9 protein-coding genes and 1 pseudogene are annotated in these 13,186 nt (G+C 71.1%); 6 read left to right on the top strand and 4 right to left on the bottom strand.

Annotated features, from left to right (window positions below; translation table 11 throughout):
* The first annotated feature begins 47 nt into the window (after positions 1-47).
* A complete protein-coding gene (locus M4V62_RS06285) occupies positions 48-884 on the top strand; it encodes a DUF1206 domain-containing protein (protein ID WP_249586222.1) in 837 nt (278 codons plus the stop codon).
* A gap of 34 nt (positions 885-918) precedes the next feature.
* Here M4V62_RS06285 and M4V62_RS06280 read toward each other — a convergent pair whose 3' ends face one another.
* Positions 919-1,584 carry an MBL fold metallo-hydrolase gene (locus tag M4V62_RS06280; RefSeq protein WP_249586221.1) on the bottom strand — a complete coding sequence of 222 codons (666 nt, stop codon included), beginning with the start codon at positions 1,582-1,584 and terminating at the stop codon, positions 919-921.
* An 81-nt stretch (positions 1,585-1,665) separates the two neighbouring features.
* Here M4V62_RS06280 and M4V62_RS06275 point away from each other — a divergent pair, with 81 nt between their 5' ends.
* Positions 1,666-2,622 (top strand): GlxA family transcriptional regulator, encoded by a 957-nt coding sequence (locus M4V62_RS06275; RefSeq protein ID WP_249586220.1) that lies wholly within the window; start codon positions 1,666-1,668, stop codon positions 2,620-2,622.
* Here M4V62_RS06275 and M4V62_RS06270 read toward each other — a convergent pair.
* From M4V62_RS06270 to M4V62_RS06260, 3 genes and pseudogenes are all read right to left on the bottom strand, one after another.
* Entirely contained in the window at positions 2,619-3,407 is a 789-nt protein-coding gene (locus M4V62_RS06270; protein ID WP_249586219.1) for a VOC family protein, read from the bottom strand. The two genes, M4V62_RS06275 and M4V62_RS06270, sit on opposite strands and share 4 nt — an antisense overlap.
* A 119-nt stretch (positions 3,408-3,526) precedes the next feature.
* Positions 3,527-5,161: a sigma-70 family RNA polymerase sigma factor gene (locus tag M4V62_RS06265; RefSeq protein ID WP_249586218.1), complete on the bottom strand. Its 1,635-nt coding sequence runs from the start codon at positions 5,159-5,161 to the stop codon at positions 3,527-3,529.
* A 236-nt stretch (positions 5,162-5,397) separates the two neighbouring features.
* A pseudogene (locus M4V62_RS06260) lies at positions 5,398-5,580 on the bottom strand (carboxylesterase); the annotation flags it as partial.
* A 552-nt stretch (positions 5,581-6,132) separates the two neighbouring features.
* Here M4V62_RS06260 and M4V62_RS06255 point away from each other — a divergent pair.
* From M4V62_RS06255 to M4V62_RS06240, 4 genes are read left to right on the top strand one after another with little or no spacing between them, the layout of a single operon-like run.
* The gene (locus tag M4V62_RS06255; protein WP_249586217.1) at positions 6,133-7,116 is read left to right on the top strand and encodes a hypothetical protein; all 984 of its coding nucleotides are present in this window, start codon (positions 6,133-6,135) and stop codon (positions 7,114-7,116) included.
* Entirely contained in the window at positions 7,117-10,191 is a 3,075-nt protein-coding gene (locus M4V62_RS06250) for a CHAT domain-containing tetratricopeptide repeat protein (RefSeq protein ID WP_249586216.1), read from the top strand.
* Entirely contained in the window at positions 10,188-12,065 is a 1,878-nt protein-coding gene (locus tag M4V62_RS06245) for a CATRA system-associated protein (RefSeq protein WP_249586215.1), read from the top strand. Before M4V62_RS06250 ends, M4V62_RS06245 begins: the two co-directional genes overlap by 4 nt.
* On the top strand, positions 12,062-13,021 hold the full coding sequence (locus tag M4V62_RS06240; RefSeq protein ID WP_249586214.1) for a tetratricopeptide repeat protein: 960 nt from the start codon (positions 12,062-12,064) through the stop codon (positions 13,019-13,021). The genes M4V62_RS06245 and M4V62_RS06240 overlap by 4 nt, the downstream gene beginning before the upstream one ends.
* Positions 13,022-13,186: the final 165 nt, after the last annotated feature.

Below are 13,186 nucleotides of genomic sequence, written 5' to 3'. Positions count from 1 at the left end.
CGGGGACCGGGCGCGTACCGCGCGCCCACGTTTCTGGGGAGGACACGATGACGCCGTCACTGGCGCACACACTCGGCCGGACCAAGAAGGCCGCGGGCCGCCGCTCGGCGGAGAACGAATCGCTGACGGCGGCGGGCAGGGCGGGCTTCGTCGCCCGTGGCGTCGTATACGTCCTCATAGGTGTGCTCGCCCTTCGGATAGCCCTCGGCAGCGGAGGCAAAGAGGCCGACCGCCAGGGCGCGTTGGCCGAGGTCGCCGAGCAGCCCTTCGGCGAGGTGATGCTGTGGGCACTGGTCGTCGGGTTCGGCTGCATGGCGCTGTGGCGGGGCTCCCGCGCGGCGGGCAGGCGGGGGCCGCGCCGCAAGGCCGCATCGCGTGCACTCGACGGCGGCAGGGCGGCCTTCTACGCCTTTGTCTGCTGGGCGACCGCCACGTACGCGGCCGGGGGGAGCCAGGGGTCGAGCGGCGACGCCAAATCGCAGGACTACACGAAGACCACGCTGGAACTTCCCTACGGCCGCTACCTGGTGGGTGCCGCGGGCTGCGTCCTGATCGGCGTCGGGGTCGTGCTCGCCGTACGGGCCATGATGCGCCGCTTCTTGAAGCAGCTGGACCTCGGCTCCCTCAAGGGCCGCACACGCAAGGTCGTCACCGTCCTTGGCGTGACCGGCGGTACCGCACGCGGCGCCGTCTTCGCCGCCGCGGGCGTCTTCATCGTGACGGCGGCCGTCCAGTTCGACCCCGACGAGGCCAAGGGCGTGGACGCGACGCTCCGCAGCTTCGCGCACACCCCCGCGGGACCCTGGCTCCTGGCCGCCGTCGCGGCCGGGCTCATCCTCTTCGGGGTCTTCTCCTTCGCCTCCGCGCGCTGGCGGAAGCTGTGAGCTCGCCGCGTACCGGGAGCCGGCGGCCCGGCGCCTAGAGCGGCGCCGATGCATCGGCCTTGAACGCGCCGCCGTGGCCCGGCACGATCACATCCGCGGCGGCGAGCACCCGCTGCCGTGACGTCCGAAGCACCGTGTGGTCCGGGGCGACCGGGTCCTCCACCGGGCCGTTCGGCCGCCACCACAGGTCGCCCACGAAGGCCACCGTGCCCTCGGCCGTCCCCGCGAGCAGGGTGATGTCCTCGCGGCTGTGTCCCGGAGTGCGGATCAGCCGCAGCGACGGGGCGAGTTCATGGCCCTCGGCGTCCCGGTCGGTCCACTGGTCGTTCTCGTAGATCGCCTTGTGGTCGTGGACCCGGGCCCGGCCGAACAGGCCCACGTTCATGGTGTTGTCCGGGTGGTGGTGGCTGAGCACCACGTCGGTGATGTCGTCCGGGCCGAGGCCGAGCTCCGCGAGCGGGTCCAGGATCCGGCTGCGGCTCGCCACCATGCCCGGGTCGACGATCACGTGCCGGTCACCGTCGCGGACGTAGGAGACGGTGGCGGCGACTCCGGGGCCGGTGGAGCCCGTGTAGCCGGTGGTCAGGATCGTGTACACGGCGCTGCGGCCGAGCGGGGCGTCTGCCGGAGCGTGGACCTGCGCGTCTGCCTGCGTGTCGAGCTGTGCGTCTGCCTGGGCGATTGCCTGTGTGTTCGTCATGCCGATGAGTCTTCCGGGCGGGGCGCCGGGCAACGAGTGGCCCTTCTGCCACTGATCGCAGGAAACGTGCCACACTCCCGTATGCCGCCTTTCGTGACCATCGCCGCCTACGCCCCGACGGGCGTCGGCATCCTCGGCGCCGGCATCGTCTCCGAGGTGTTCGACGAGCGGGGCCCCGGACTGCCCCGCTTCGACTTCGCCCTGTGCACCGACCGGCCGGGGCAGGTCCGCACCGACGCCGGGCTGCCCATCACCGTGGAGCACGGCGTGGAGCGGCTCGCCGCCGCCGACCTCGTGATCGCCCTGCCCTGGGCCGACTTCCGTACGCCGCCTGCGCCCGCTGTGCTCGACGCGTTCACCGCGGCGCACGAGCGGGGCGCGCTGGTCGCGGGGCACTGCGTCGGCGCGTTCGCCCTGGCCGCAGCGGGACTCCTTGACGGGCGGCGCGCCACCACCCACTGGCGGTTCGCCGAGCTCCTCGCCCGGCGCCACCCGGACGTCACCGTCGAGGCCGAGGCCCTGTACATCGACGAAGGGCAGATCGTCACCGGCGCGGGAGCGGCAGCGGGCTTCGACCTCAGCCTGCATCTGCTCAGACGCGAGTACGGCGCGGCCACCGCCAACACCATCGCGCGGGACCTGGTCCTGCCCTCACACCGTGACGGCGGCCAGGCCCAGTACCTCGCCGCTCCCGTACCGGAGGACTGCCAGGACGACCGCCTGGCCGACGTGCTCGCCTGGGCCCGCGAGCATCTGCACGAGCCGCTGCCGGTCGCGGAGCTGGCCCGCCGCGCCCTGATGAGCAGGCGCTCCTTCGCCCGCCGCTTCACCGCGGCGACCGGCACCACCCCGCACGCCTGGCTGGTCAACCTGCGGCTGAGCAGCGCCGAGGAGCTCCTGGAGACCACGGACCTGCCGGTGGAGGAGATCGCCCACCGGGTCGGGTACGGCAGCGCGGCCGTCCTGCGCGAGCAGTTCGTACGCCGTCGGGGAGTGCCCCCGCGGTCCTACCGCCGCGCGTTCACCCGGGCGCCCTAGGAGAACGAGGGCATCTCGCCCTCCGTGGTCGTCAGGTCGATGATGCTGAAGGTGGCACCCTGCTGGTCGGCGACCGTGGCGAAGCGGCCGAAGGGGCTGTCCATCGGGCCGAAGAGCAGGTGGCCGCCGAGCTTGGCGACGGTGACGATCGCGGCGTCACAGTTGTCCACGGCGAAGTGCACGTTGAGGAACGGCGGCACGTCGGGCGGGAAGTCCTCGGTCATCTTGAGCCGGCCGAGCACCGGCTGCCCACCGACTTCGAAGACACTGAAGTCGACGTCGTCGACGTCCATCTTCTTCACCTCGAAGGGGAAGACGGAAGGCAGGAACGCGTCCGCCGCGGCGGGATCCCGTGTGGTGAGCTCCGCCCAGCAGTACGCGCCGGCCTCGCCGGTCTTCTCGAAGCCCTCGTGGCTGCCCGGCTGCCAGACGCTGAAGTACGCGCCGCTGGGCTCCTGGGCCGTGACCATGGTGCCGAAGTCGCCGACCTGCACCGGCTCCATGGCGAGCGTTCCGCCGTTGTCACGGATCTTCGCGGCCGTCGCGGCGGCGTCGGGCGAGGCGAAGTAGAGGTTCCAGGCAGCGGGGCCGTCCGCGCCTCCCATCTGCGGGACGACCGCGGCCACGGCCTTGCCGTCCGAGCGGGCCTGGGTGTAGCCGCCGAACTCTTCCGAGCCGCTGTCGAACGTCCAGCCGAGCACCTCGCCGTAGAAGCTCTTCGCGGCCTCCACGTCGGGGAACATCGCATCCGCCCAGCAGGGCGTGCCTTCCGGGTACGCGGACATCGCGAGGGCCTCCTTACGGGGGAATCCTGTCGATTTCACGCTATTCGAACGCGGGCCCCCGCGCCCCTCGGACGACGAAGAGACCGAGGCACGGCCGCTCACCGCTCACCGCTCGTTGCTCACCTCGCGCCGAAGTTCTGCGTCCACCAGGGGCCGCCGCTGCCCTGCCGGTAGCCGATGCCGATCTCCTTGAAGGAACAGTTGAGGATGTTGGCGCGGTGGCCGGAGCTGTTCATCCAGGAGTCCATCACCGCGGCCGGGGTGCGCTGGCCCGCGGCGATGTTCTCGCCGTAGGTGCTCCACTGGTAGCCCGCCGCCGTGACCCGGTCGCCGGGGTCCTTGCCGTCGGGGTTCGTGTGGTCGAAGAAGTCGCGCTCCGCCATGTCGTCGGAGTGGCCCTGCGCCGCGTTGCCCAGCTTGCTGTTGAGGGACAGCGGGCCGCAGCCGCTCTTGGCGCGCTCGGCATTGGCGAGCCGGGTGACCTCCTGGCTGTATGAGGAGCTGCCTGCCGGGGCCTGCGGCGCCTGGGGAGCGCTGGTGGAGCGGGTGGGCTTCGGGGTGGTCGCCTTCGGCTTCGGCGTCTTCGTCTTCGACGGCGTGGCCTTGGGGGACGGCTTCTTGGTCCGGCTCGGGGAGGCGGAGGGGGATGTGCTGCGCTTGGGGGCCGTGGTGGAGGGGGCCGCGGACGAGGGCGGCTGCGAGGCGGTGAGCGGCTGCGCCTCGGTCTGTTCGTCGTCCGAGGGGCGCGTGGCCGAGTAGATGACCCCGGTCGCGATGACGAGCACGGCGACGCCCGCTGCCACGGTGCGGCCCTTGCGCGGCATCCGGTGGCTGCGCTGAGCGGCATGTCTCGCCGGGGCGCTGCGGGAGCCGGATATCTCGTACGTGTTCGGGGCCGTGGTGTGCGCGTCGTTCGGTATGTGCGGTGAGCCGGCCGTCAGGTGGTGCGCGTCGGCCGCGCTCACCGCCCGTATCGCGCCGGGGGCGGCAAGGGCTGCGGTCGGCGGCACCAGGGCGACGCCCACAAGGAGACGCTCGGCGAGCACGAGGCCCGCGCCGTGGCCCGAGCACATCGCGCAGTCACGCACATGCCGGGCCAGGCGCTTGCGCCAGAGGCCGGAGGGAGCGCCGTCCCACGGGGCCACCACGTCGCTCAGGTACGGGCACCGGGGCTCCGCGGCCAGCGCCCGGACCACGATCCGGGCCGTCTCCAGCTGGGTCTTCATCCGCTGCACACGGACCGTGGCGTGCTGCGTCGGCAGCTCCATGGCGGAGGCGACCTCCGCCCGGGTGAGCTCGCCGGAGACCTCAAGCCACCACAGCGAAAGGAGCGCACGGTCGTCGGTGTCCAGCCAGCGGGTGGCCTCGGCCACCTCACGGCGCTGCCCCACCAGGCCGAGCCGGATGATGGTCAGGTCGACGAAGTCCGCGCCCGGGTCCACGACGTCGTGCGCCTCGTGGAGCGGGCTCGGGCTCTTCTGCCCGGACGCGCGCTGCTGCCAGTGCCTGCGGATCTCGTTCATGGCGATGGCGACGAGCCAGGACCGGAAGCTCGCCGGGTCGCGCAGCGAGGCCAGGCCCGCGAGCGCCCGCAGCATGGTCTCCTGCACCACGTCGTCGACGTCGGCATGCCCGTCGAGCGCCCGCCCGACGATGTTGTAGACCAGCGGCAGATATCCGGCGACCAGCTCGTCCTGCGCCTGCTGGTCCCCGGTCTGCGCCGCCGTCACCAGAGGATCGTGTTCACCGATCATGGACTGCCTCACTCGCTTTCTTCGTCGGCACGTGTGGCCGTTGTGGCCTTACACCTGGGAGATCGCGTGAGCGTTCGGAGATAACAGAAATCAGCGAACAGAAATCCGGGCCGAGTCGGTGAGCATACGCACCTGGGTATCCGGGGGCGCGATTCAGTAGGGCGTGTGGCCATTTGTCCGGCTTACCGGATGTCGACCGACTCCGCACCGCCATTGAGTCGAACGACAGTACGAGATCACGCCCCCTGCAAACACTCCTTGACCGCCCCGATGAGCCGTGCGGACCGCGCGTCGCCATGGCCGATCATCCGGTTCGCCGTACAGGCGAAGCCCACGCCGAACCCGTCGTCGCCGAAAGCGAATTGACCGCCCGCGCCGTCGTTGCCGAAGCTGCGCGCGCCCAGCATCGGCCGGAACCGCGGGGCCCGGCCTGGATGGTCTTCTGAGGATTAGCGGGTCGGCGACAAGGACTCGGCGATATGGTTATCGCGATGCTGGCCCGGTTTGTGATGGGCGCGGCAGAGCAGTTCGTGTTTCGCGAACAGGCAGCTTGTGGGGAGACAACGTGGCAGCGGAATCCGGCCCGGAAGCTCTCTGGATCGCAAAGGGACTCTCCTACTTGTGCGGTCACCTCGGTGAAGTGCGTGAGCTGCTCAACGACGACGGCGCTCTTCCCGGGACTCCGCTAGGCCGGCTGCTGAGCGTGCTGAGGGAGGGGGGAACCGGGGCCGAAGTCAGCGGGCTGCTTGACATGGTGGACGAGGCCGCGCGTCGGGCAGGCGACCAGCACGGGGTGTACGGGCCTGACAACACCCGGCGTGGGGAGCCGAGCGGGATGGAAGCGCTGCAGATCGTGTTCCGTTGCCCGCTGCGTCTGTGTACGGGGCGTAGTGCTCGCGAGGTCGGGAGATCGGTGCCCGTCTGTCCGGTGAGCCCGCAGCGGCTCCCGCTTGAACGCGAGAGGCTCTAGGGTGTCCGAACTGTGGACCGAGCTGAGCAAGCAGCTCGCCGACCGCTGGCTCTCCCTGCTTGTGCTGCCGGGCCTGCTCTTCCTGGGCGTGGCGGCGGCCGCGCACACGCTCGGCAACCAGCACCCGTTCGACGCGGAACTGCTCGTCCGCACGATCACGGCGGAGGCGAAGAACCCGGTTGTCACCGGCACCAGTGGGCAGATCCTGCTGCTGGTCGCGGTGCTGCTCGCGGCCGCGGCAGCAGGGGTGGTTGCCCAGGCCATCGGGGTCTTCGTGGAACGGGTGGTGCTGGCCTCGGGGTGGACGGCGTGGCCGGTCCCCGCAGCATGGTTGGTCCGCAGGTGGGTGTGCCTGCGGCGGCTGCGATGGGACCATGCCGACCGGCTCTACGACGGCGAACTGCAACGGGCGCTGCTGCCCGATCCGGCGGACCGGCCGGATCCAGCGGTCCGCCAGGCCGCCGCAGGCCGCAGGGCGCGCATCGCGCCCGAGCGGCCCGAGCGGCCGACCTGGACCGGCGACCGCATCCAGGCGGCAGTGCTGCGACTGGACCGTGACCACCATGTTGACCTGGCGGTGGTGTGGCCCGCCCTTGAGCGCGTTCTCCCAGACGGGCTGTGCGGTGACATCGCGAACGCCCGGGCAGCAATGGCGCGAGCGGTCACGCTGGCCGGATGGGCGGTCCTGTACGCGTTCCTCACCTGGTGGTGGTGGCCGGGCGCGCTGATCGCGGTGGTGCTCGCTTCGGCTGCCCGGTTACGGATGCGGGCAGGCGCGGACCAGTACGCCCGGCTGCTGGAAACCGCAGGCCGACTGTATGTCCCGACGCTGGCGAGCACACTGGGCATCGACCACACCGGCCCGCTGGACCGCGAACTGGGCACGGCAGTGACGGAGCAGCTGCGGACCGAGAGTCCCCGGCCCGGACCGGCCGACGAACCGGCCAGGCGTTGGTGGATGTGGTGGTACCGGGGGGTGTCCTAGATGGAGAACGGCGAGGAGCACGATCCGGCCGACGAGACCGGAGCGACCATCAAGCGGCTGACGATGGTCGGCAGACTTGCCCTGTTACAGCAGGACATCGGCCGGGCAGAGCAGTCGTTTACCGAGGCCTTGCAGGCTGTCGACGACGATCACCTGGAACTGGCGGTCGATCTTTACCGGCGCCTTGGCCAAGTCTGCAAGCAAAACGGACGTTTCCAGCAGGCGCAGGACCTGGAGCGTGCCGCTGAGGCACTGACCGAGCACCTCGAGCCGCCGCTCGACCTGTCGGTCGCAGGGCTGAGCCGGCTTGTCGCGGCGCTGCGAACCGCCCCCCAGGAGCGGGTGATGCTCGGGTCCATCCTGTCGCGGCTCGCCATGCTCGAACGGCTTGAGGCGGGCGGCGCGGCAATGGCGCGCGCACACATGGAAGAAGCTGTCGCGATCGCGCTCGAACTGGAGCCGGACAGTTCGGAGACCCTTGTGCGCCAGAGCAACCTCGCGGGCATGCGCGGGCTGGACGGCGACCTGCCCGGGGCGATCGAGCTGGCGGACAGCATCAAGGACCAGGTGCGCGCCGAGGACCCGCGCGGCGCCTCGATCTTGCTGCGCAGTATCGCGCAACTCCGTGCCAGGGCCGGCGAGGTGGACGGCGGAGCTGCCGACGCCGCCGAGGCGGTAGAGCTGGCGACCGCCGCGGGAGCGGCCGCCGAGCGGGCCGCCGCGCTGAGCGCCCTCGGCATGATTCGGTCGATGCAGGGAGACCTTGCCGGCGAGGCGGCGACGTACCGCGAGGCGCTTGCCGTGTTGAGGGCCGAGGCCGGGGAATCGGCCGACGGGGCGATGGCCAGCGCGGTGAACCTTTGGCGGCTCGCGAAGGCCGAGCGGTCCCAAGGCGATCTCGGGCAGGCCATTGAACACCTCACCCAGGGCGTGGCGATGCTCCGCGAGCACACGCCGCGCGGCGACCAACTGGTGGAGATGCTCTACAGCTTGGGCGAAGCCCAGGCCGAGGCGGGGGAGATCGGCGCTGCCGCCGCCGCACTGCGCGAGACGGCGCGGATCACCCTCAGCCCCACCATGCGGGTCAGCTGCGAGATCAGGCTCGGAGACATCACAAAGGAGCTCGGGCACTACGAGGAAGCACAGCGCATGCTGGCGGAAGCCCTGGCCGACGCGGAGGCGTTGGGCAACGAAGGGCTCATCGCCGGTGCCTCGATGGCGCTGGCCGGCGTGTACCGGTGGAGCGGTGACCTTGACCGTGCACAGCGTCTCTACGAGACGGTGGTGGAGCGGACCGCAGACGATTCCCCCCAACACGCCATGGCGCTGTCCAACCTGGCGGGCGTCCACTACGCGCGCGGCGACTTCGACGCTGCCGCCCTGCGATATCGGAAGGCACTCGAACTGGCCTCCGACCTGCGCTCAGTTCTGAACATCACTTACAACCTGGCTACCGCCCTGCACGGTAGCGGGGATCTGGCCGAGGCGGACGCCTATTACGCCGCGGTCGTCGACGGGATCACGAGCGCCAACCGGGCACGCGCGGAAGCGATCTCCGGTCGAGGGCAGATCGCGGCGGCGCAGGGACGCACCGAAGACGCGCTGGGCTACTTCAGGGAGACGGTCGCGACCGCCGAGCAGATGTGGGCAGCGACCAGAGGGGACGCCAACCGAAGCGCGCTGTTCGCCCGGTCGGAGTACTACTACAGCCAACTGCTCGAGACCCTCCAGCGGCTCGGCGCGCCGGGGAACGCGGCGGAGGCCCTCACGCTGGCAGAACTGACCCGGGCCCGGACGCTGCAGGCACGGCTGGGCGAGCCGGCCGCCACGGCACCGAAGGCGTCGCGACTGGAGGCGTCACGGCTGCGCCAGAAACTGGCGGCGGTCTCGCGACGCCTGCTGCACGCGAGGACCGATCCCGAGTCCGGCGAGGCCACGCTCGCCGGACTCCACCGCCAGGAACGCGAGTTGTCCGCAGCACTTGAGGACCTCGTGAGCCCGGCCCACCCGGTCGCGAGCGCGGGCATGCTCACCAGCGCGCAGATACAGGCCGCGCTGCATCAGGGCACCGTGCTGCTCGAGTTCCAGGTTGTGAATTCCAGGGTGTTCGCCTGGACGGTGACCACGTACGCCATCGACTTGCGAGTCCTGCCGACTGACGTGAGCGAGCTGACCGACCTGGTCCTGCGGGTGGTCGGCCCCTACCACGCCGGGCTACCGCCGGAAGACGCAGCGGGCGTCTGGGACGAGCTGCGCGAGGCGGTCCTCGGCCCGCTCGGGCCACTGCCCCCGGAGACGGGGATGCTGCTGGTGAGCCCGGCTGGCCCGCTGAACGTCATGCCGTTCGAACCGCTCCTCGATGGGCCGACCGTGGTGTACGTCCCGTCCGCGACCGTCGGCCTGCGGCCCCGTGCCCCACGGCCGAACCGGGTCGCCGAAGCCGAATTCGTCGGCTTCGGCAACCCGGCGTTCGACCGGACGCTGCCTGAGTTCGCAGACCTGCCGTCCCTTCCCGGCGCCGAGGTCGAGGTCGAGGAGATCGCCGGGCTGTTCGGTTCCCGGGGGATCGCGTTCTGCGGCGACCGGGCCACCGAGGACGAGCTGCGCTCCTGGGCCCGGCGCTGCCGATACCTGCACGTGGCGGCACACGGCCTCGTCGATCTGGACAACCCCATGCGCAGCGGAATCGTGCTCAGCTCATCTCGCATGATGCGGTTACTCCGCGAGCCGGGCCACGACGATGTCCTGCACGGCTACGAGATGATCGACCTTGACATCGCGGCTGAGCTCGTCGTCGTCGCGGCCTGCCGCACCGGCTTCGGTAGCGAGTGGCACGGCGAGGGGCTGGCCACTGTGGGCAGTGCGCTCCTGCAAGGCGGTGCACGCTGGGTGCTGGTGGCGCTCTGGCCGGTCGGCGACCTCGTGTCGGTGGCGTTCATGCGGGTCTTGTACGAGGCGCTGCTCGACGGTGTGGCCATCCCCGAGGCTGTCAAGGCGGCCCGTGCCGAGATCAGGGCGGACCACGACGATCCCTACTGGTGGGCTGGGTTCGCGCTGTTCGGGCTGCACGCATGATCGCCCCCCGCCAACTGGAACGGACCAGGGCGGCCCTGCGCATCCTGAGCCGGCTTGAGTTCGACGCGGACCGGTGGGCGGCGGTCGCAACGCTCGTCCGCGAGATGCTGCTGGCGGTGTACGCCCGGCACGAGCCGAGGCTCAGGGCAGCCTTGGCCGCGCTGGAACAAGTCGGCGACGTTCGCGCCGGCGGGCTGACGTCAGAGGGCCGCGAGTTCCCCACCCGCCTCGGATCCGGTCCCGTGGCCGGACCACCCCCATCCGCCTTGCTGCCCCACCTTGACGAGCTGGCCGCGGAGCTGGCGGCGGCGGGCGCCGAGATCCGCCGGAACCCGCACATCGACATCGAGGCGACGCTGCCGCTGCGGCCCGGTACCCGGTTCACCGCCGATGTCGTACTGGACACCACGATGTCGCAGGCCGGAGAACAGGCCACGGCCTTCGTGCTCCGCAACCCGCCCGCCGACCTGCGGAAGCTGTCCGTCGAGGTGTGGCTGACCGTGACTCCGCACTTTGTCATCGATGGTCCGGCCACCGCCACGATCGAAGTGGACCCGGCCGAGGCCCGGTCCACCGAGGCACGGTTCACCCTCGCCGTGCGCGACCCGGTGCCCCAGGACGCGGGACCGCCTGCCTTGCGTGCGACCTTCGACCACCAGCTGCGGGCGAGCGGATCGGTCCAGCGCCACGTTCCGGTCGCGGGCTTCGATGGCGAGCGGCCGCGGGCAGCCGGCGGGACGCGGTCCTCCCTGGCTGCCCGGCCCCAGGGCGACGGCCATGGGGCGGCTGAGCAGGGCGGCGTGCTGCTGAACGGCCGGGCCGAGGCACCCGACCTCTATGTCGTGATCGAGCGTGACGCGGGCCGGCGGCACCACTACTTGGTGCGGCTACAGACCGGCCTGCTCGGCGGCCTCGTCATGACGGGCACCTGGGCGCTCAGCGAATCGGCCCAAGACGTCACCCGGCGCATCATGGCCGATTTCGCCGACCCGGCAGCCACGCCGGCCGGTCGGCAGCGGTCGCTCACGGGCGCCGGGCTGGACTTCTTCGATGTCGCCCCGGAGTGCTTCAAGCAGCTGTACTGGCGGCTGGTCGACGCAGGGACGCCACCGCGAAACATGTACCTGGTCTCCGAGGAGCCGGCCATCCCCTGGGAGCTGATGATCCCGCACCGCCGCGAGCATGGTCAGCCGAGGCAGACCATGCCGGCGCTCGGGGTGAGCTGCGGGATCGGCCGCTGGCACCAATCCGGGCACTTCTCGCCCAGCCAGCGCCTGAGGCTCACCGACAGCCTGGTGCTCGCCCCCGACTACCCCGGCGAGCGAAAGCTGCCGAACGCGAGTGCCGAACGCGACCTTGTGCTCGCGCACTACCCGGGCCGTGAAGTCCCCGGCACGTTCGACGAGCTCGACGCGTTCTACGCCGCCACCAACGCGAGCCTCCTGCACTTCGTCTGCCACGGCCAGGACGCCACACTGCAGGCGATCCAGTTGCTCAACCACCAAACCCTGTCGACGCGCCAGATGCGCGGTGGCGGGCTCGGCCTGGCCTGCGAGCAGCGCCGTCCGCTGATCTTCCTCAACGCGTGTGAACTGGGCCGGCCGGGCCTCGGGCTCGCCAGCGTCGAGGGCTTCCCGGCCGCGTTCATCGCCTGCGACGCGGCCGCCGTCATCGCCCCACTGTGGGCGGTGGACGACGGCCCGGCCCATCAGGTCGCCATCGACTTCTACCAGGCACTCCAAGAGGACCCCAGCCGCCCGTTCGCCGACGTACTGTGCTCGGTCCGGGCGCGCGCCTACCACGAGGGCGGTGCCGACAGCTTCGCGGCGTACTGCTTTTACGGCGACCCCCTGGCGGCGACGGGACGGCCATGAACAAGGATCTGCGGCGTCTGACGGATGGCCTCATCGCCGGCGGCGACCACGAAGGGCTGTTGAATCTGGCCAAGGAGCTGTTCTTCGCGGCGAATGATCTGCCGGCCGCCGAGGAAGTGGCCAGAGCGGCCCGTGACGCGGGCTCGTCCCGGGCACTTCCGCTGCTTGCCATCGCGCTCGACAAGCAGGGGCGCTTTGCCGAGGCGGAGAGTGCCTACCGCGAGGCGATCGCCGCCGGCCACGACGAGTCCCTCCTTCAACTCGCAGACATGCTGTTCTCGGACCAGCCTCGCCTGGACGAGGCCGAGGAGCTGGCGCGTCGCGGCGCCGAGCTCGGCGCGATCAGCTCGAACTTCGTCCTCGGCAAGATCCTGGCCCGCCAGCCAGGCCGGGAAGCCGAGGCCGAGGCCTCCCTCGCCGCCGAAGTCCATCCCGACATCAGGCCGGCGGCACAGTTCCATCTGGGTCAGCTGCTCATGGGAATCCCCGGACGCGAGGCAGATGCCGAGCGGGCCCTGCGCGACTCCGGCATAGCCGAAGCGCAGTCCCTGCTGTCCGCCCTGCTGCACCGGATACCGGGTCGCGAAGAGGATCGCATCGAAGCGCTCCGACGAGCTGCCGAAGGCGGAGCGCAGGGTGCGTGGAACAGCCTGACCATCGCGCTCAAGGAACTCGGGCGGCTGGACAGCGCGGAGGCCGCCTTCCGGGACGGCATCACCCGGGGCGCTACCGAACTCCTCCCGTACTACGGCGACCTGTTGCGGTGCCAGGGCCGCCCGGCAGAGGCGGAGGAGGTACTGCGAGCAGGGCTGCCGACGGACCCCAAGTGCGCTTGGGTCCTGGGCGTCATGCTCCTCGAAGCGCCCGGGCGGGTGGACGAGGGCCGCGAACTGCTCATCCAAGCAGCCGGGGCAGGCGTGGTCCGAGCCGCTATCGTGCTGGCCCAGCCGAGATAGCGGCGAACCCTCGCGATCCGGGAAACGGTCCGCGATCACGGCCGCGGTGTGTCGCTCGGTGGCGGTGGCGGAGGCGGAGGCGGTGGCGGACCGGCTCAGCCAAGTCCCTGCCTCGCTCGCCGGCTCGTTGGTGCGCCCGTGGTCGTCGGCGCCTGTGACGTGGCG

The sequence above is a fragment of the Streptomyces durmitorensis genome, from assembly GCF_023498005.1.
GTDB lineage: Bacteria > Actinomycetota > Actinomycetes > Streptomycetales > Streptomycetaceae > Streptomyces > Streptomyces durmitorensis.
Note: the sequence above shows the minus strand (reverse complement) of the source record. Positions and strands in the feature narration are given on the sequence as shown.

Excerpts from the sequence above, each read along its gene's own strand:
- M4V62_RS06285 (WP_249586222.1), top strand. The coding sequence starts at position 48 with ATGACGCCGTCACTGGCGCACACACTCGGCCGGACCAAGAAGGCCGCG.
- M4V62_RS06280 (WP_249586221.1), bottom strand. The coding sequence starts at position 1,584 with ATGACGAACACACAGGCAATCGCCCAGGCAGACGCACAGCTCGACACG.
- M4V62_RS06275 (WP_249586220.1), top strand. The coding sequence starts at position 1,666 with ATGCCGCCTTTCGTGACCATCGCCGCCTACGCCCCGACGGGCGTCGGC.
- M4V62_RS06270 (WP_249586219.1), bottom strand. The coding sequence starts at position 3,407 with ATGTCCGCGTACCCGGAAGGCACGCCCTGCTGGGCGGATGCGATGTTC.
- M4V62_RS06265 (WP_249586218.1), bottom strand. The coding sequence starts at position 5,161 with ATGATCGGTGAACACGATCCTCTGGTGACGGCGGCGCAGACCGGGGAC.
- M4V62_RS06250 (WP_249586216.1), top strand. The coding sequence starts at position 7,117 with ATGGAGAACGGCGAGGAGCACGATCCGGCCGACGAGACCGGAGCGACC.
- M4V62_RS06245 (WP_249586215.1), top strand. The coding sequence starts at position 10,188 with ATGATCGCCCCCCGCCAACTGGAACGGACCAGGGCGGCCCTGCGCATC.
- M4V62_RS06240 (WP_249586214.1), top strand. The coding sequence starts at position 12,062 with ATGAACAAGGATCTGCGGCGTCTGACGGATGGCCTCATCGCCGGCGGC.